The 17,614-nt window shown below is 43.6% G+C and carries 14 protein-coding genes, 5 tRNA genes and 1 rRNA gene; 18 read left to right on the top strand and 2 right to left on the bottom strand.

Translation table 11 applies throughout. The features are described from left to right. Both rrf and BLT29_RS09960 read left to right on the top strand, forming a co-directional pair. A 5S ribosomal RNA gene (rrf, locus tag BLT29_RS09955) occupies positions 1-90 on the top strand; the annotation flags it as partial. A gap of 69 nt (positions 91-159) precedes the next feature. Then, a complete protein-coding gene (locus BLT29_RS09960) occupies positions 160-666 on the top strand; it encodes a GNAT family N-acetyltransferase (protein ID WP_245701219.1) in 507 nt (168 codons plus the stop codon). 155 nt (positions 667-821) lie between these two features. Here the strand turns inward: BLT29_RS09960 and BLT29_RS09965 are convergent, their stop codons facing one another. After that, complete coding sequence (locus tag BLT29_RS09965; protein WP_090776187.1) at positions 822-1,760, bottom strand: YaaC family protein; 939 nt, start codon at positions 1,758-1,760, stop codon at positions 822-824. 133 nt (positions 1,761-1,893) lie between these two features. Between BLT29_RS09965 and guaB the strand changes: the two genes are divergently transcribed. The 15 genes from guaB to BLT29_RS13915 all read left to right on the top strand — a co-directional run bounded on the left by guaB (position 1,894) and on the right by BLT29_RS13915 (position 14,719). Beyond that, the gene (guaB, locus tag BLT29_RS09970) at positions 1,894-3,351 is read left to right on the top strand and encodes an IMP dehydrogenase (protein ID WP_090776188.1); all 1,458 of its coding nucleotides are present in this window, start codon (positions 1,894-1,896) and stop codon (positions 3,349-3,351) included. 138 nt (positions 3,352-3,489) lie between these two features. Beyond that, complete coding sequence (locus tag BLT29_RS09975; RefSeq protein ID WP_245701221.1) at positions 3,490-4,815, top strand: D-alanyl-D-alanine carboxypeptidase family protein; 1,326 nt, start codon at positions 3,490-3,492, stop codon at positions 4,813-4,815. 103 nt (positions 4,816-4,918) lie between these two features. Beyond that, on the top strand, positions 4,919-5,803 hold the full coding sequence (pdxS, locus tag BLT29_RS09980; protein WP_090776189.1) for a pyridoxal 5'-phosphate synthase lyase subunit PdxS: 885 nt from the start codon (positions 4,919-4,921) through the stop codon (positions 5,801-5,803). 37 nt (positions 5,804-5,840) lie between these two features. Continuing rightward, positions 5,841-6,428 carry a pyridoxal 5'-phosphate synthase glutaminase subunit PdxT gene (gene pdxT, locus BLT29_RS09985; protein WP_090776190.1) on the top strand — a complete coding sequence of 196 codons (588 nt, stop codon included), beginning with the start codon at positions 5,841-5,843 and terminating at the stop codon, positions 6,426-6,428. Between the two features lie 99 nt (positions 6,429-6,527). Further along, positions 6,528-7,109: a TetR/AcrR family transcriptional regulator gene (locus BLT29_RS09990; protein WP_176763887.1), complete on the top strand. Its 582-nt coding sequence runs from the start codon at positions 6,528-6,530 to the stop codon at positions 7,107-7,109. 86 nt (positions 7,110-7,195) lie between these two features. Next, a complete protein-coding gene (locus BLT29_RS09995) occupies positions 7,196-8,188 on the top strand; it encodes an ATP-binding cassette domain-containing protein (protein ID WP_090776300.1) in 993 nt (330 codons plus the stop codon). Then, on the top strand, positions 8,185-9,000 hold the full coding sequence (locus BLT29_RS10000) for an ABC transporter permease (protein WP_090776192.1): 816 nt from the start codon (positions 8,185-8,187) through the stop codon (positions 8,998-9,000). The genes BLT29_RS09995 and BLT29_RS10000 overlap by 4 nt, the downstream gene beginning before the upstream one ends. A 224-nt stretch (positions 9,001-9,224) precedes the next feature. After that, positions 9,225-12,266, top strand: a complete 3,042-nt coding sequence (locus BLT29_RS10005; protein WP_141769883.1) for an efflux RND transporter permease subunit — start codon at positions 9,225-9,227, stop codon at positions 12,264-12,266. A 276-nt stretch (positions 12,267-12,542) separates the two neighbouring features. Next, positions 12,543-13,829: an adenylosuccinate synthase gene (locus tag BLT29_RS10010; RefSeq protein WP_090776194.1), complete on the top strand. Its 1,287-nt coding sequence runs from the start codon at positions 12,543-12,545 to the stop codon at positions 13,827-13,829. 181 nt (positions 13,830-14,010) lie between these two features. Continuing rightward, positions 14,011-14,086: transfer RNA gene (locus BLT29_RS10015), tRNA-Lys, on the top strand. Positions 14,087-14,098: 12 nt separating this feature from the next. After that, a tRNA-Glu gene (locus tag BLT29_RS10020) sits at positions 14,099-14,170 on the top strand. 36 nt (positions 14,171-14,206) lie between these two features. Beyond that, positions 14,207-14,283 (top strand) — tRNA-Asp (locus tag BLT29_RS10025). Between the two features lie 20 nt (positions 14,284-14,303). Beyond that, a tRNA-Phe gene (locus BLT29_RS10030) sits at positions 14,304-14,379 on the top strand. Positions 14,380-14,386: 7 nt separating this feature from the next. Then, positions 14,387-14,459, top strand: a tRNA-Thr gene (locus BLT29_RS10035). 131 nt (positions 14,460-14,590) lie between these two features. Then, positions 14,591-14,719, top strand: coding sequence for a hypothetical protein (locus tag BLT29_RS13915; protein WP_281241414.1), 129 nt, complete (start codon positions 14,591-14,593; stop codon positions 14,717-14,719). Positions 14,720-14,763: 44 nt separating this feature from the next. Here the strand turns inward: BLT29_RS13915 and BLT29_RS10040 are convergent, their stop codons facing one another. Next, on the bottom strand, positions 14,764-15,819 hold the full coding sequence (locus tag BLT29_RS10040; protein ID WP_090776195.1) for a DUF2332 domain-containing protein: 1,056 nt from the start codon (positions 15,817-15,819) through the stop codon (positions 14,764-14,766). Positions 15,820-16,047: 228 nt separating this feature from the next. Between BLT29_RS10040 and BLT29_RS10045 the strand changes: the two genes are divergently transcribed. Further along, entirely contained in the window at positions 16,048-17,490 is a 1,443-nt protein-coding gene (locus tag BLT29_RS10045; protein WP_090776196.1) for a polysaccharide deacetylase family protein, read from the top strand. The last annotated feature ends 124 nt before the right edge of the window (positions 17,491-17,614 follow it).

Consider the following 17,614-nt stretch of genomic DNA (forward strand, 5'->3'; position numbering starts at 1 on the left):
ACCCGTTCCCATGCCGAACACGGTCGTTAAGCTCTTTTGCGTCGATAGTAGTTGGGGGCTTCCCCCTGCGAGCGTAGATCGGTGCCGGGTTGATAGTTAGTTTAAAAGCACATCCCACTGGGTGTGCTTTTTTGAGCTGAAAAACAAGGAGGAACTCATATGAATCTATTAAATGAAAACGAGATAACACTATGTTTGTATGAGGGGAAATTCAGAAATGAACTTGAAGCATTTTATTTGCCGGAGCAACAGCTTGAGTTTACAGAACTGCCTGGAGAGTCTTTAAAGAAGTGTTTAGAAGATAAAGACCGTTTCCCTGTTGTTGTGACATATTTAGGGCATGCAGTAGGATTTTTTGTTATGTCTATAGGAGAAGCAGTTAAGGTGTATAGTGATAATGAGCAGGCAGTTCTCTTGCGCGCCTATCTTATTAATTTACCTGAACAAGGAAAAGGATTTGCTGTGCAGTCAATTAAAAAACTAGCATTGTTTGTGCAATGCCACTTTCCATTGAAAAACGAGATTGTATTAGCAGTAAACAAGCGCAATACAGGTGCACAAAAGGTGTATAAAAGAGGAGGTTTTATAGACACAGGCAAGCGAGTAATCGGCCCAAAAGGATTACAGTATATTTTTCATTTAAAGATAGGAGAGGAAAGATTGTAATCAGTACGCATGGAAACCCAACGGTCTTAATTATGTCACAATTTCGGACTGAGTGCGGTTGTCAATTTTGGAAGCAGCTTAATATACCCGATTTTCACAAATTGTTTTTTTAGACAAAAGGAATTGGTGTTTGTGCATTCCCTCGAGAAATAGGGCTATGTGTCAAGTTCAGCACTAATCAATTGCGGAATCCTCTCTTGGGCTTGTCTCAAGAAGCTTTTGATGAAAGGAATATCATCACTGTCCATTGTATGCAATCGTTCACCCCACCATTCTGTCTCGTAGCGGCAAATCATGCTCAAATTATAAAGGACCAAATAATATACCGCTAACTCAGGTAGCAATAAGCAATCAGCTCTATTCCGGTGTAAGACAGGCGTGTGTGTTTGTGTGAAGCGGAGTGAGGTTAATTTTTCTACAGAGAAGTTTCCTGTGGAAATGGTTAGAAAGAGGTCTCCTCGCTTTTCATACGTATGCAGTGAGTCGTTTTTAAGCCCCGTATCATGTAAGTAATTCGTCATTCGTGTGGCAGTCATGTGATATTGATCAAGCACGTTAGAATCAAACACAATGGTTGATTCGTTAAGGTGCTTACCTATAAAATAAATATCTTCAGATCGCAAAGACTGAAATAAAGGTTGCATGGCTGGTAGTTGTTTTAGTAAGATTTTCATGGTGTACTTGTCAATAGGAAAATGTTTCATGTGGAACATTGTATTTAACATGTGTTTGTATAGACCACGGTGTTGAATTTTAACTTCGTCGTCGAGAAAAGCGTAGTCCTGTTTTTTGCGTTTTCTCGTCGTGACCCCATGCGCAAGAACGGCGGTTGTTGTTGGATAAAATGGATCGACTGTGAGTATACACGCTTTAATGAGCTGGGTTAGACCGTAAAATAGTAACATAGGTTGTATATCAATCGGTGCGGTATGTGCTTGAGATAAGTAAAGTTTTCCATGTTTCAACTGATACATAAAGGTATAGCAGTTTTTGTAGCTCATTTTATTTACGTCTATGACGGATAATGATTCATATCTTTTCGCCAAGTATGCTCGTGTGTAAGGAGCGGATTCGAATAAGGTCATATGTTCCATGAAGCATCCCTCGCTTGTTTAGGAAGTGAATTCTGAAAAAAACGATTTAGATCCGTGCCTTGACAGTAGTTTGCCCAATTGATAAGCTACTAAGTAATTATTTTTGGTCTTTTGAAGGGCGATGATGAGAAGAATGTGGGAGCGTAAATTTGAAAAAGAAGGTTTGACGTTTGACGATGTATTGTTAGTACCTGCCGAGTCGAATGTATTGCCACGGGATGTTTCGGTCAAGACGCGGTTGAGTGATCATGTCACATTGAACATCCCTGTTATGAGTGCGGGAATGGATACGGTCACTGAATCCGAAATGGCGATTGCTGTTGCTCGTGAAGGTGGCATGGGTATTATTCACAAAAATATGTCCATTGATGAACAAGCAGACCAGATTGATAAAGTGAAGCGTTCGGAAAGTGGGGTCATTACCGATCCTTTCTTTTTAACGCCTGACCGTCAGGTGTATGATGCCGAACATTTGATGGCAAAATATCGCATTTCTGGGGTGCCAATTGTGGACGAGTCCCAAAAACTTGTAGGGATTATTACAAATCGGGATTTACGCTTTATTGAAGACTACGGTATGCGAATTGATGATGTCATGACAAAAGAAGGCTTGGTGACAGCACCAGTCGGTACGACGCTTGCACAGGCGGCTGAAATTTTGCAACAACATAGGATTGAAAAATTACCTTTAACAGACGATCAAGGCATGTTAAAAGGGTTAATTACGATCAAGGATATTGAAAAGGTCATTGAGTTTCCAAATTCGGCAAAAGATAGTCAAGGGCGGTTAGTTGTTGGAGCTGCAATTGGTGTATCTGCTGATGCGGATGCGCGGATTGAGGCGGTGGTAAAAGCTGGTGCAGATGCCATTGTTATTGATACAGCACATGGACACTCTAAAGGCGTGCTAGACAAAGTACGTGCAGTACGCAATCGTTATCCTGACTTGACCATTATTGCTGGGAATGTAGCGACAGCAGAGGCAACACGTGCGCTTATTGAAGCAGGAGCGAGTGTCGTAAAAGTTGGGATTGGTCCAGGGTCGATCTGCACAACGCGCATTGTGGCAGGCATTGGTGTACCACAAGTGACGGCCGTATATGATTGTGCATCAGAGGCGCGAAAACACGGTGTGCCAATTATTGCTGATGGGGGAATTAAATACTCTGGTGACATCGTCAAAGCATTGGCTGCAGGCGGCCATGCGGTCATGCTTGGCAGCTTGCTAGCTGGTGTAGAGGAAAGTCCGGGAGAAACGGAAATTTACCAAGGACGACAATACAAAGTGTATAGAGGCATGGGCTCTCTAGGGGCAATGGAGAAGGGGAGTAAAGACCGTTATTTCCAGGAAAATAATCAAAAATTGGTTCCTGAAGGTATTGAAGGACGGACAGCATACAAAGGGACGCTTAAAGATACGATTCATCAGCTAGTTGGAGGTTTGCGAGCTGGTATGGGTTACTGCGGCACAGAGACCCTTGAACACTTACGTGAACGAGCAAAATTTGTTCGAATCACTGGAGCGGGCTTGCGCGAGAGTCATCCTCACAATGTGCAGATTACTAAGGAAGCACCAAACTATTCGTTGTAAAGTTCACAGGAGACGAGGCTTTCTCGATATACTGGGGGTTAGGTGTGAAGACGAGGCTAGATGTTTTAATTTTAACTTCCAGATGTTGTAGGGGCATGGTAAAATAGCACAGGTGGTAAAATTTGTGGAGGTGACAGTGTGGGACAAGTGAAACAGTCGACACGGACGCTGAGTCGTATTTTTCTCAGTTTGCTTGTGTTGATAACGGTTTTCGGTTCGAAGGTGGCGGCAGCAGAACCGATAAAAGTGGACGGGGCTGCTGCGATTATCATCGATGCAAACAGTGGTCAAGTTTTGTTTGAACAAGGAAGTGATGAGCAGCTACCAATTGCAAGTATGACAAAGTTAATGAGTGAGTACTTAATTTTAGAAGCCATCAAGGAAGGGAAAATTGCATGGGATGATGAAGTGGCCATTTCCGCTGAATTGGCGACGTTGTCCCATAAGCGAGCGCTGTCTAACGTTCCTTTAAGGCAAGATTATGCTTATACGGTAAAGGATTTATATGAGTCGATGGCCATTTATTCGGCCAATGCGTCAACCATGGCGCTTGCAACACACGTGGCAGGTTCTGAAAAAAGTTTTGTAGGCTTAATGAACGAAAAAGCTGCAGAGCTTGGCTTAGAAAAGTACGAGTTTGTTAATGCAAGTGGATTAAATAATGCAGATTTAGGAGATTTACGGCCAGAAGGAACGGAACCAAATGGTGAGACCTCTCTCTCAGCAAGGTCTGTTGCAAAATTAGCGTATTACTTATTACGTGATTATCCAGAAGTGCTAGAGACAGCAAGTATTCCGTTTGCCGAGTTTAATGCAGGTCCAGATGAAAAGGTTGATATGCCAAATTGGAATGAAATGTTACCTGGTGCAGATCATGAGTACAGTGGGATTGATGGCTTGAAGACCGGGTATACATCTGCTGCAGGCAATAACTTTACTGCCACAGCAAAGCGAGGTGACACGCGCTTAATTACAGTAGTGATGGGCACGGACACGCGCGCAGATCGTTTTAATGAAACAGCCAAACTTTTAGATTATGGTTTCAACCATTTTGATCAAGAAATACTGTTAGAAAAAGGTGCACAACCTGATAAAGGTTTGATTGAGGTTGCTGTGGGGAAAGAAAAGGAAGTTCAAGTTGTCACGAAAGATGATGTGTCTTTGCTTTTCAGCCGTCAACAAGATGCGTCTTACACAACGGAGATTAAGTTAGATGAAGATAAATTAGATGATGAGGGGCGTCTTGTTGCACCGCTAAAAAAGGGTGAAAAGGTCGGAACGTTAAAGATCTCATTATCGGAGCCAACATCGTATATTGATGGGGATGAATTGCAAGTGGACCTGGTAACTGCAAATGAAGTCGAGAAAGCAGGATGGTTTACGTTAACGATGCGTGGAATAGGTGGATTTTTCTCTGGATTGTGGACGGGCCTAACGGATTGGGTCGGGGGACTGTTTAGTTAAGGAATGAAAGGAGGGGGCCAACCCCTCTTTTTGATGATTATCATACAATCTTTGCTTATTTTAAGGTATACTAAATGAGGATAGAAAATGAGGGGGGAAAACCATGAATCAGACCGGAACAGATAGAGTGAAACGAGGCATGGCAGAAATGCAAAAAGGCGGCGTCATCATGGATGTTGTCAATGCCGAACAGGCAAAAATTGCTGAGGAAGCGGGTGCAGTTGCAGTCATGGCGCTTGAGCGAGTGCCTTCAGATATTCGTGCAGCTGGTGGTGTCGCTCGCATGGCTGACCCAACCATTGTTGAAGAAGTAATGGAAGCGGTCACGATTCCAGTCATGGCGAAAGCACGTATCGGTCATATTGTTGAGGCGCGTGTATTAGAGTCTATGGGTGTAGACTACATTGATGAGAGTGAAGTGCTCACACCTGCTGATGAAGTATATCACTTAAATAAACGCGATTTTACTGTACCTTTTGTCTGTGGTGCGAGAGACTTAGGAGAAGCGACACGACGAATCGGTGAGGGCGCTTCAATGATTCGTACGAAAGGTGAGCCTGGGACAGGGAACATTGTTGAAGCAGTTCGGCATATGCGGCAAATGCAAGCGCAAATTAAGCAAGTAGCAAATATGGCGACAGATGAACTAATGACGATGGCAAAAGAACTAGGCGCGCCATATGAGTTGTTGTTAGAAATTAAAGAGATGGGTAAGTTACCCGTTGTCAACTTTGCAGCGGGCGGTGTAGCAACGCCAGCGGATGCTGCACTGATGATGCAGCTTGGTGCAGACGGTGTCTTTGTTGGCTCGGGTATTTTTAAATCTGATAACCCGGAAAAATTTGCGCGAGCAATTGTTGAAGCGACAACACACTATAGCGATTACGAGTTAATTGCGTCACTATCAAAAAATCTCGGTACAGCAATGAAAGGAATTGAAATCTCAACGTTGACAGCAGGAGAGCGCATGCAAGATCGTGGCTGGTAAGCTGCAGATGCATTTAAAATAAAGGGGAAGACATAAAATGGTCACAATTGGTGTGCTTGCGCTGCAAGGAGCAGTGAAAGAACATATTCGTATGATCGAAGTGAGTGGGGCGTGTGCAGTCGAAGTGAAGCGTCCAGAGCAGCTAGCAGACGTAGATGGTTTGATCTTACCTGGTGGAGAATCAACGACCATGCGTAAGCTTATTGACAAATATTCGTTTTTTGAACCACTTGTGCAGTTCGGTGCAGCAGGAAAGCCCGTTTTTGGTACGTGTGCAGGGATGATTTTAATGGCGCGCGAGCTGACGGAGCAAAAAGATGGTCACCTTGGTTATATGGATATGACTGTAGAGCGCAATGCGTTTGGTCGTCAACGAGAAAGTTTTGAAGCAGATGTTTCTGTGAAGGGCATTGCCAATGATGTACGGGCCGTGTTCATTCGTGCGCCACTTGTGAAAAGAGTTGGTGACGATGTGGAAGTGCTAGCTATGTTTAACGAAGAAATGGTTGCGGTTCGTCAAGGGTCGTTTCTTGCATGCTCTTTCCATCCAGAGTTAACAAATGACCACCGCTTGCACCAATTTTTTATAGACATGTGTAAAAAGCATGACGTTAGAGCGCAGTAGGGCAACCTGCTGTGTTTTTGCATATTAAAAGAGGTGGTTGACTTTTTATGCTGTAAGGTTTAAAATTAAACCGAACAGTCGGTTTTTAGGGGTGCCATGATGAGGACAGATAAAGGACAAAAAAAGAAGCAATATATTTTAGCACAAGCGCGTCAGCTATTTATTCAAAAAGGTTATGCCGCAACATCGATGGAAGAGCTTGTTCATTTTAGTGGTGTGAGTAAAGGGAGTATTTATTATCATTTCAAGAATAAGATCGATCTGTTTACGGAAGTACTTTTCCAGCATTGGGATGAGTGGACAACACAATGGTATGAAAAAGAAAAGGATTATCAATCATTTATAGAGAAATTGTACGGTGTTGCCATACATTATGCAGAAGACTTTCAACACCCGTTAGTTCAAGTATCAGAAGAATTCTTTTTGCGCCATTCTGATATGTCGATGGTGAGTGAGATGATGAAGAAAGCCGGGAAGCAGCATCGGGAAATCTATGCAAGCATTTTTGCTGAAGCGATAGCAGAAGGGCAAATCAAAGGTGAGTCACCTGAGGAGTTGGCGGTCATTTTTGGCGGTTTATTGGATGGGCTCGGAACGTTGTATTATGAAGGGCGTGAATTAAAACCTTTCTATCGTAAAGGTGTGAAATACTTTTTAGAGGGGGTGCTTGCTCGTGGATAAATAGCACCGGAATGTTTGAGAAAAAAGTATTTCCACATAAATATGAGGGTTGTCATAGAAATATACGAGTGAAAGGTGTTGAAGAAATGAATGGTGAAAAACGCAGTGCAGAGTGGGCGATTGAAGCTAGCGGTCTTGTGAAAACGTTTGGTGAAAAGCGAGCAGTCGATGGCATTGATTTACGAGTGAAAAAGGGCTCTGTTTACGGGTTTTTAGGACCAAATGGCGCCGGCAAAACAACGACGGTACGCATGCTGGCGACCCTTTTAAAGCCAGATGCGGGAGATGTACGTATTTTTGGTCATGACTTGATGAGAGAAACTGCGGCCGTTCGTAAGCGCGTTAGCTTAACAGGGCAGTTCGCTTCAGTAGATGAAGAGATTACTGGATTAGAAAACTTGAAGATGATCTCAAAATTAATGGGTTATAAGGGGAGAGAAGCAAAGGCACGGGCTCATGAGTTGTTAGAGGCATTTGATTTGACAGAAGCAGCGAAAAAGCAAGTAAAAACGTATTCTGGCGGGATGCGTCGGCGCATTGATATTGCTGCAAGTCTTGTGGTTGCACCACAGTTACTATTTTTGGATGAGCCGACAACTGGACTGGACCCACAAAGCCGGAAGCAAGTGTGGGAGATTGTTCAAGCATTAGTGGACAATGGGACAACGGTGCTATTAACTACGCAATATTTGGATGAAGCAGACCAATTGGCAGACCGCATTGCTGTGATTGACCATGGAAAAATTATTGCTGAAGGAACAAGTGGAGAACTGAAGGCTTCGGTTGGAACAGGGATGTTGCACATTCGGCTGCAACATCGTGATGATCGCGTGCGTGCACAAGAAGCACTAAAACGGGCGCTCAACTGCGACGTTCATCTTCCTTCTGACCAAGCGATGTTGTCAGCACGCATTTCTGATCCAGAAAAAGTAGCGCAAGCGTTACTACAATTGACACAAAGTGGTGTAAAAGTGGCGGACTTCTCCTTTGGACAGCCGAGCTTGGATGAAGTGTTTTTAGCACTCGTCGGTCATGAAACCGGTGTAAAAGATGCGGATGAAGAGGGGGCAACTTCATGAATCAGAAGAAAAAAGACATGATGAACGTATTCACGTCATCGGCGCGACCAACGCCACCCAATGCACTAACAGCTTCATGGACATTTGCTGGGCGGGCGTTATTAAAAATTAAGCATGTGCCGGAGCAATTGTTTGATATTACCGCTTTCCCCGTCATCTTTTTATTGATGTATACGTATCTGTTTGGCGGGGCTATCGCTGGATCACCAGGGGAATATTTGCAGTACCTTTTGCCTGGTATTTTAGCGATGACGGTCGTTATGATTACAATGTACACGGGTATCGATTTAAATAAGGATGTCACAAAAGGAGTGTTTGATCGTTTCCGCACGCTACCTGTATGGCTCCCGTCAGTTCTTGTGGGTGCAATGCTTGTTGATGCGGTTCGCTATACAGTTGCCTCAACGATTATGGTGTCACTCGGTCTTGTGTTAGGCTTCCGACCAGAGGGGGGCTTCATCGGTGTGCTCACAGCTGTCGGCTTGTTAATCATTTTTTCCGTCAGTTTGTCATGGATATGGACGATGTTGGGGCTCATTATGAGGTCAGAACGGTCATTGATGGGTGTCAGTATGATGGTGATGTTTCCGCTTACTTTTATGAGTAATGCATTTATTGATCCTAATACACTCCCATCTTGGTTGCAAGGCTTTGTGGAGTGGAACCCGATTTCTATTTTAGTGAGTGCAATCCGTGGATTGATGCATGGTGTAGACGTCGCAAATGATATTTGGTTAACATGCATCATTTCTGTGGCGTTCACAGCAATTTTTGCGCCGATTACGATGGCTTTGTATCGGAAGAAAAAATAATGAATATCCTACAAGTTTTGTCAAAGTAGATGTTGAAAAAGATGAGCGATAGCGGGAGAGATCTCCTTTTCGCTCATTTTTTTGAAACTTTATCGTAATAGTGCTTGTCAAGAGGGGGGATATCGTGTACTATTGAGCTATTACACTAGGTATAAGGAGGTTCAAGTGTTTAGAAGAAGTTGAAACATACGTTATTATTTAAAAAGCAGGAGTGTGAAAAACGAATGAAATGGTTATTAAATGGACTATTGAAGAGAAATCTTGTCGTTGCTTTAGCCGTTATTGCAACGATTGTATTTGGCGCTTGGGGGGCATCGAAGCTTGATATGGAATTAATGCCGGAGATGAGTATTGATCAAGCAGGCGTCACGTTGTATGCAGGAAGTATGAGTGCACTGGAGTTAGAAGAGGTTACGAAAGAATTAGAACAGCAAATAGACAGTTTGGATGACGTTGATACGTATTATTCAACAACATCAGATGGGCTCATAGAATTGTCAGTAGTATTTAAAGAAGGCACGGTTGATGACGCATATCCAGCATTGGAACAGGTTGTGAAAAGTGTTGAAAGTGATCATGCAAAAGTGACCGAATCTATTACGTATTCTGCTATGGGCACAGGAGACAGCTATTTTTTAAACTTTTACGGGGAAAATCTTGACGAGCTCTCACAAAAAGCACGTCAAATGATTAAACCACGATTTGAAGCGTTAGATGAAGTAGGCTCAGTGACGGTATCAGGCGCGGTGAACCGTGAAATCACATTAAAGTGGGATGACACAAAGTTACGAGAAAAAGGGGTTGAGCCACTTTCAATTGCGCAACGACTAGAAGAAGAAAACATAGGCGGCGTACTAGGTTCAATCAACGCTGGTGATGAGCAGGTACAAATACGGTGGGAAGAAGAAATCACCAATGAAGAGACTTTAAAAGAGATTAAAATTCGGACGAATAATGGCATCGAACCTTTAGGCGATTTAGTAACGTTCTCGGCAGAGGGTTTGGATGACGGGGCGGCAATGGTGTGGTATAACGGTGACACCAATTATTTATCGATTCAGCTTGCTCCGTCTGAGAGTGCGACAGATGTTTCACTTGCTGAGGCAGCACGAAAAGAGTTAAAAAAGATTCAAGATGAGGATGTGCTCGGTGAAGCGCAATTAACGGAAATGATTGCAGCGGGGGATTTTATTACCGATTCAATTGATAATGTCTGGATGAATGTTTTAATCGGTGGTGCACTCGCACTTGTCATTTTGCTTTTGTTCTTACGGCATGTACGGGCAACACTCATTATGGCGATCGCGATTCCAACATCCATTTTGCTAACGGTGGGGCTAATGTGGCCAATGGGATACACGATCAATATGCTGTCCTTAATGGGGCTAGGTCTCGGAATTGGTATGATGGTCGATGCAGCGATTGTCATTTTAGAGTCGATTTTCAAGCAAATGCAAAATGGTGTTTCACGTAGAAAAGCGGTGATCGATGGGACAAGAGAAGTTGCCTCAGCGGTTGTGGCATCGACATTGACGACAGTGGTTGTCTTCATTCCAATTGCCATTGTTGGTGGACCGATGTGGGGAATTATTCTTGTACTGGGATTGGTCATTGCCATTGCACTCATTAGTTCAGTTGTCATCTCTTTTACGGTGATTCCTGTGCTATCGAATTTATGGTTAAAAAAATCAGTTAAGCATAAACAACATCGGACGAAAGCGCAAGTTGTATATGCGGCGTTATCTGGCTGGGTTACGGGGCGCATGTGGCGCAGCATTGTCGTGATCATCTCGTTCTTTATCATGTTTATCGTTTCTTTAGTACTTATCTTTGTGATTCCAAAAGGTCTCTTTCCGACGGAGGGCGGACGTGAAGTACAAGTGATGGTGACACTTGAAGATGGCGTCTCGGCATCAGAGCGAGAAAAAACGGCTGAAGCGATGAACGAACTAATGAAAAACGTTGAGGGTATTGATGAAAATTTGATCATAGCAGTATCGAATGAGATGCTACAAGTGATGATCACATTGCCACCTGAAGCGACATATGACGGGGTTTACGAAGAAACCGTCAAACGGTTTGAGTCTTTAGAAGAAAAGCACCCGATTGTTTCTGTTGGCGATCTAATGGGTGGTGGCGATATGACTGGTAGCGGCGCATTGTCTGTTACGATACAAGGAGAATCGCTAGAGACATTGACAAAAGTTGGAGATGAGTTAGTTGCTGAGCTAGAAAAAAATGATGACCTGCGCAATGTAGGTCATTCGATGGAAAAACAAGTCCAAACTTTCCATGTCAATGTAGACGAAAAAGCGCTTGAAGGCGCGGGGATGGTCCCATCAGAAGCGCGTGAGGCGATCCGTTTACTGTTTGATAAGCAGCCAATTGGCATGATACAGAGTGAGCAAGGTGAAGAAGTGTCGGTTTATTTAGCGCCAGCAGAGAAAATTGAAACAAAAAAACAGTTGGAAGAGACGGAGTGGATGACACCAGAAGGGCTGCGTCCATTATCTGACTTTGTCAGTCTTGAAGAAAAGACTGCACCGCAACAAATTGCTCATGAAGATGGTGAAAGAACGTTAACGGTAAGTGGTGAGTACCCAGTAATGGCAATGGATTTAGGGGCGGTGCGTGCGCTCACAAATGAAGCGGTTTCTGCGATCGATGTACCAGATGGTTATGAAGTCATACAAGGTGGTGACCTAGAAGAATTAGAGCAAGCGGAACAAGATATACTCATGATTCTAGGTGTAGCGGTTTTCTTGGCTTTCGTAGTGATGGCAGTGCAATTTAATAGTATGATTCAACCGCTGATGGTGATGTCGGTGATCCCAGTGTCAATTACAGGTGTGCTTTTAGGGCTGTTTATATTCCAGCAAGAATTAAACATTTTGTCTGGAATCGGGATGGTGATCTTAGTTGGGATCATCTTAAACAATGCCATATTACTTGTGACACGCATTAACCAGTTACGTGAAGACGGTATGTCGCGTCACGAAGCACTCGTACAAGCTGGTGTAGACCGCTTGCGTCCAATCTTTATGACGACGCTCACGACCGCGGGAGGGATGTTACCACTTGCGCTGGCGATAGGTGGATCAAGTAGTTATCAAGCGCCCCTCGCAATTGCGATCATTTCTGGGTTGTTGTTTGGGACACTCATTACGCTCTTGCTCATCCCAGCTGTGTATTTAGTTGTCGACACGATTGTTTCGTGGATAAAGCAGTTATTCACAGGAAAGAAACAGGGAAATAATCTTGTTTAGTCTTAAATAGAATGATGTGTAAGCTGTTCAAAAAGTCATGTGTAATGACTTTTTGGGCAGTTTTTTATGCTTCCCAAAAACACATCGTTCACTAGGATCGTGTATTTTGAAAGGTGACTTAGGAAACCCTGAGGTTAGTATGGTGAAAGATCGGCAACACAGAAAAAAATCGAACATTTAAATATATAAATGATACTTTGTTCGTATTTTTATTGACGTCTTGTAGGTGAGCTGTTATACTGACGATGGATTGCGACATAGAGTGGAGGTATATAGATGTCTTCAGTAGTGGTAGTAGGTACACAGTGGGGCGATGAAGGAAAAGGAAAGATTACGGACTATTTATCGGAGAAATCAAATGTTGTTGCCCGGTATCAAGGTGGAAATAATGCGGGACATACAATTGTGTTTGGTGGAGAAAAATATCAGTTGCATCTCATTCCTTCAGGGATTTTTTATCCAGAAAAAACGTGTGTCATCGGGAATGGGATGGTTATTGATCCGAAGGCACTTGTGGAAGAACTTGCTTATTTACATGAAAGAGGGGTTTCAACCGATCACTTGCGGGTTAGTAACAGGGCGCATGTGATTCTTCCCTATCACATTAAATTAGATGTTGTTGAGGAAGAAAGAAAAGGTGCAAATAAAATTGGGACGACAAAAAAAGGGATTGGCCCTGCTTATATGGATAAAGCAGCACGAATTGGTATTCGTATTGCGGACTTGTTAGAAAAAGATACGTTCCGAACGAAAGTAGAAGCGGTACTCGCGGAGAAAAATCGCCTGTTTGAGAAGTATTATGAAACAGAAGGATTTGATGCGAATGAGATTGTTGAAGAATATGTTGCCTATGGGGAGCAGATTGCGCATTATGTGACGGACACTTCGGTTGTATTAAACGATGCACTTGATGCGGGTGCGCGTGTACTGTTTGAAGGAGCACAAGGGGTGATGCTTGATTTGGATCAAGGAACATATCCATTTGTGACGTCGTCAAACCCTGTGGCTGGTGGTGTGACAATTGGATCAGGTGTAGGACCAGCTAAAATTGATCATGTTGTGGGTGTGTCAAAAGCATATACGACCCGTGTAGGGGATGGGCCGTTCCCGACAGAACTAACGAATGAGATTGGTGATCGTATTCGTGAAATAGGTCGAGAATATGGTACAACAACAGGGCGCCCACGACGTGTTGGATGGTTTGATGCCGTCGTTGTTCGTCATGCACGGCGTGTGAGTGGGATCACCGACCTGTCATTAAACTCAATTGATGTCTTAACAGGCATTGAAACGCTTTATATTTGTACAAGTTATCGTTATAAAGGAGAAATTTTAGACGCATTTCCAGCGAGTTTGAATGTGCTTGCTTTGTGTGAACCGGTGTATGAAGCGTTACCTGGTTGGCATGAAGATATTACTGGTGTGAAAACATTAAATGAGTTACCGGAAAATGCCCGCCGCTATGTCGAGCGTGTTTGTGAGCTCGTGGGTGTGCCACTCAGCGTGTTTTCGGTTGGACCGGACCGTGATCAAACGAATTTGGTAAAGGATATTTTTTCTTAAGAGAAGAATGATGCATTGGAAGCGGAGGGGGAATTGTTTGCATCTTCGCTTTCCAATCGTTGATCTCGTCGAGAAAAGTCATTTATCGGAGATATTTTTCATAAAAGGGTTGCAACAGCTTTTAAGCTGTGGTAATATAAATTTTGTCGCCTGAGCGTTTTGTGCGTCGATGATAATGTTTGAGTCATTAGCTCAGTTGGTAGAGCATCTGACTTTTAATCAGAGGGTCGAAGGTTCGAATCCTTCATGACTCACCATTTTACTTTTGTGGCCCGTTGGTCAAGCGGTTAAGACACCGCCCTTTCACGGCGGTAACACGGGTTCGAATCCCGTACGGGTCACTTTTTTGAGTAAAGAGGTTATATTTAGCCTCATATGGTCCGGTAGTTCAGTTGGTTAGAATGCCTGCCTGTCACGCAGGAGGTCGCGGGTTCGAGTCCCGTCCGGACCGCCATTTTTATAACAAATACATAAGGCTCGGTAGCTCAGTCGGTAGAGCAACGGACTGAAAATCCGTGTGTCGGCGGTTCGATTCCGTCCCGAGCCACCATGTATAAGCCGGCCTAGCTCAATTGGTAGAGCAACTGACTTGTAATCAGTAGGTTGGGGGTTCAAGTCCTCTGGCCGGCATTGACAGAAAAGAAAGCGAGTGGACCACATAGGTGGTGGCTCGCTTTTTTGCTTGTATTGAGCCCAGATCGCATGCCGACTTCTTTGAATGGGCATCTTATCCTTATCCCCAAATAAGGAGGGCTTGAAAAATGAAAGAGAAAGAAGAAAAGCAGTTGCATTTCAACGAAGAAATGGGCGAAGAACTAACGCAGGCACAATTACGTGCATCTTATGAACAAGGCACGATTGAAGAGAGAAATGAAACACCGAAAGCTTGATGGAGCAGCACGTCTTGTCGAACGATCACAAGACGTGCTTTTTGTTATGCGTAAGCATTCACTGTTTCCCCACCATACCAGGAAAAGAAACGCCCATGTGCGTCTGTGTCGGCAATCTTTTCACTGTACGTCTGTCCGGAGATGATGGCATCGAGACGCAAGGCATCATCAAAGATATTGTTATAAACGTGGAAAGTATCACGTGTTTGCCCGATGTGTGTAATGGTATCAAGGAGCTGTTGTCTCGTCTCTTTTGGCATTTGATTGGCTACATGCGTATGGAACACACAAAGTGTTGTATCTTGTGGTATCGTTGCTGCAACATCAGCTAACAGGGCGACACCGTCTCCTTCAATGAGTTGGAGCTCATGGCGGTGGCTGTTGACGTAAGCAACAGCTTGTTCAAACAACTGGCGACGTTCATGGTGCTCGGGCCAAATAAGTGCCCATAGCCACGCAGTATCTTCGTCATTTGCCGGGTCATTGATATGCAAGTCTAAGCCGATACGTGTCGTGACAGGTGGGGTGTCTTGACTTATCAATGAGGTCAGATCTCCTTTGTGTACATCGGCAGAAAGATGAACAGAGGATGTAGTATTGCCAACGTGACCGATGGAAGGATAAGCATAATGGTAGCGATCCCAAAATAGTTGCAAGCCAGCGCTTGTGCCAATTTCAATGAGCGCAAGGGGCTTTTTGGTCTTTTGGTAAATGTAAGAAAATGTTGGGTATAAGTAAACGCAGCGCCTTACTTCATTTGTTTGGACAAGTTTTGTCTCAAGTAGGGGGCGAATTGCTTCCTCGTATTTTAAGCAAAATGTTTTAAAAGCAGGGAAGGCACTTTCTGGCGCTTTTGGGTTTTGGACAAAGCTTGGGTAGTATTGATAAAGCGCATCATCCGGATACTTCTTTAATGTATACTGAACAGCAGCAAAGAGTAAATTGGCGACAGGTTGCCCCGTCTGTACGTGCATACACAGCGTGAGTAGTTCATGATCTTTCGCAATCTCACGGCTTAAGGACGCATATAATGGGCTGGATGAAACACCTTCTGTGTTGGCAAAGACAATGAACCGTTTTGATAGTAGGTTGATATCCATTCGTATCGCTCCTTCCATAATTGTAATCGCTTTCATTGTAACATATGTAGAGAGGTGCAAGGTCATTTGATGGACTAATTCGGAGATTTTGGATTATTCCTTACCCCATTGCGCTTACTTGTGAGCGTGTGTACAATGAGAGTTCTAAAGTAATTTTTTTGGGGTAAAACGTTGACGTGTACCGCCATTAAAATCGCTTGGAATTGGAGTGGAAGGGACTTGGATCAGATGAGGCGGAAAGTGTATGTGTTAGCAGTGTTGTTCGTGATTCTAGTAGTGAAAAGTGTTGCAGTATTCACTGTAGGACCATTCGATCATACGACAAAGCAGGCAGTTGTGCCGGTCACGAAGGCCGTAGAGAAAGAAAAGGTTGAAAAAAGTGCTTATCCGGGCTTAGATATTACGACGGTGACAACGCAAGGGGAACGATACACATCTTCCATCAGTAAGCCAAAGACGGAAAGCGAGAAAATCAATAAGGAAGTCCATACTTGGATTGATGTCCAAGAACAAGAATTTCTTGACACTGTTAAACAGAACGCGGAAGCTTTAAAGCTAGAGCCCGCCCATTTAAATATTAATGTAAATATTAACAAGGTAACAGATGATATTTATAGTCTTGTGTTTCATTCTTACCAATACGTTGGTGGCGCGAACGGGCAAGAATTTATGCAGACGTTTATTATTGATATTAAAGGTGATCGTATCCTTCATATTGAAGATGTCATGGACATTGATGATGAGGTGCGTAAGCATATCCATGAACTTGTGAAAGCGCAATTGCAAAAAAAGGAAGAGGACTATTTTCAAGTATTTTATGATGACCTAGAAACGGTGTTAGCCGAGCCGTCAACGTGGAAGTGGGCACTCGATCATGATACATTTTCACTTTACTTTGATTCCTATGCCGTCGCCGCAGGGGCAGCTGGGGCGATTCATGTTGAGATTCCAACAGAAGAGATTGTGCTCTACTTAAAAGATGATATTGCTGACCAATTGTATTTAGCCGAGGAAAAACAAGAGCGAAAAAAGGCTGTTGAGCAAGAGCAGGCGGTACTCGATCCCGAGGGCAAGTATGTCGCGCTTACCTTTGACGATGGTCCACATCCAAATGTGACGCCGTCTGTGCTTGAGACATTACAGCAGTTTGATGCACGGGCGACATTTTATATGATTGCGACGCAAGTGTCAGTATATCCAGACTTGGCAAATGAAGTGGCACTCCAAGGGCATGAATTAGGAAATCATTCGGTTAATCACCTGGATATGACAAAATTATCGTCTGCGAAAATAGCAGATGAACTAGAAAAAACGAGCGCTGAAATTGAAAAAGCCACAGGTCTCCAGCCGAAAACGATGCGTCCTCCTTATGGGGCATATAATGAGGCGTTACTTTCAGTCGCAGAGACGCAGCAACTACCGGTTATTAATTGGTCTGTTGATTCACTTGACTGGAAGAGTCGCAATGCGGCAGCGGTGAAGCAAGAAGTGTTAAATCACGTTCATAATGGGGCGATCATCTTAATGCATGACATTCATCCATCTACAGCGGAAGCATTACCGGATGTGATGTCGGTGCTTGAGGAAGAAGGATACGAATTTGTCACTGTATCCGAACTGTTATCGCTGCAAGACAATGCCAATGTAGGCCCGTATACAAACAAAAAATGAAAACATGCACGTTGGGTAAAAGTTGTCCCAACGTGCTTTTTCGCTTAGAATGGAGGTAACCATGTCTGTTTCTGTTTTCTATGTATGTTACACTGGAAGAGACGAAGCGGAGGTTTCAAGTTTT

Origin of the sequence: Shouchella lonarensis (genome assembly GCF_900096965.1) — a bacterium.
Lineage (GTDB): Bacteria > Bacillota > Bacilli > Bacillales > Bacillaceae_D > Shouchella > Shouchella lonarensis.

Bases quoted from the DNA above. Each gene is read 5' to 3' on its own strand.
- pdxT (WP_090776190.1), top strand. From the start codon at position 5,841: ATGGTCACAATTGGTGTGCTTGCGCTGCAAGGAGCAGTGAAAGAACAT.
- BLT29_RS10040 (WP_090776195.1), bottom strand. From the start codon at position 15,819: ATGGATATCAACCTACTATCAAAACGGTTCATTGTCTTTGCCAACACA.
- BLT29_RS09990 (WP_176763887.1), top strand. From the start codon at position 6,528: ATGAGGACAGATAAAGGACAAAAAAAGAAGCAATATATTTTAGCACAA.
- BLT29_RS09995 (WP_090776300.1), top strand. From the start codon at position 7,196: ATGAATGGTGAAAAACGCAGTGCAGAGTGGGCGATTGAAGCTAGCGGT.
- BLT29_RS13915 (WP_281241414.1), top strand. From the start codon at position 14,591: ATGAAAGAGAAAGAAGAAAAGCAGTTGCATTTCAACGAAGAAATGGGC.
- guaB (WP_090776188.1), top strand. From the start codon at position 1,894: ATGTGGGAGCGTAAATTTGAAAAAGAAGGTTTGACGTTTGACGATGTA.
- BLT29_RS10010 (WP_090776194.1), top strand. From the start codon at position 12,543: ATGTCTTCAGTAGTGGTAGTAGGTACACAGTGGGGCGATGAAGGAAAA.
- BLT29_RS10045 (WP_090776196.1), top strand. From the start codon at position 16,048: ATGAGGCGGAAAGTGTATGTGTTAGCAGTGTTGTTCGTGATTCTAGTA.
- BLT29_RS09960 (WP_245701219.1), top strand. From the start codon at position 160: ATGAATCTATTAAATGAAAACGAGATAACACTATGTTTGTATGAGGGG.
- BLT29_RS10000 (WP_090776192.1), top strand. From the start codon at position 8,185: ATGAATCAGAAGAAAAAAGACATGATGAACGTATTCACGTCATCGGCG.
- BLT29_RS10005 (WP_141769883.1), top strand. From the start codon at position 9,225: ATGAAATGGTTATTAAATGGACTATTGAAGAGAAATCTTGTCGTTGCT.
- BLT29_RS09965 (WP_090776187.1), bottom strand. From the start codon at position 1,760: ATGGAACATATGACCTTATTCGAATCCGCTCCTTACACACGAGCATAC.
- pdxS (WP_090776189.1), top strand. From the start codon at position 4,919: ATGAATCAGACCGGAACAGATAGAGTGAAACGAGGCATGGCAGAAATG.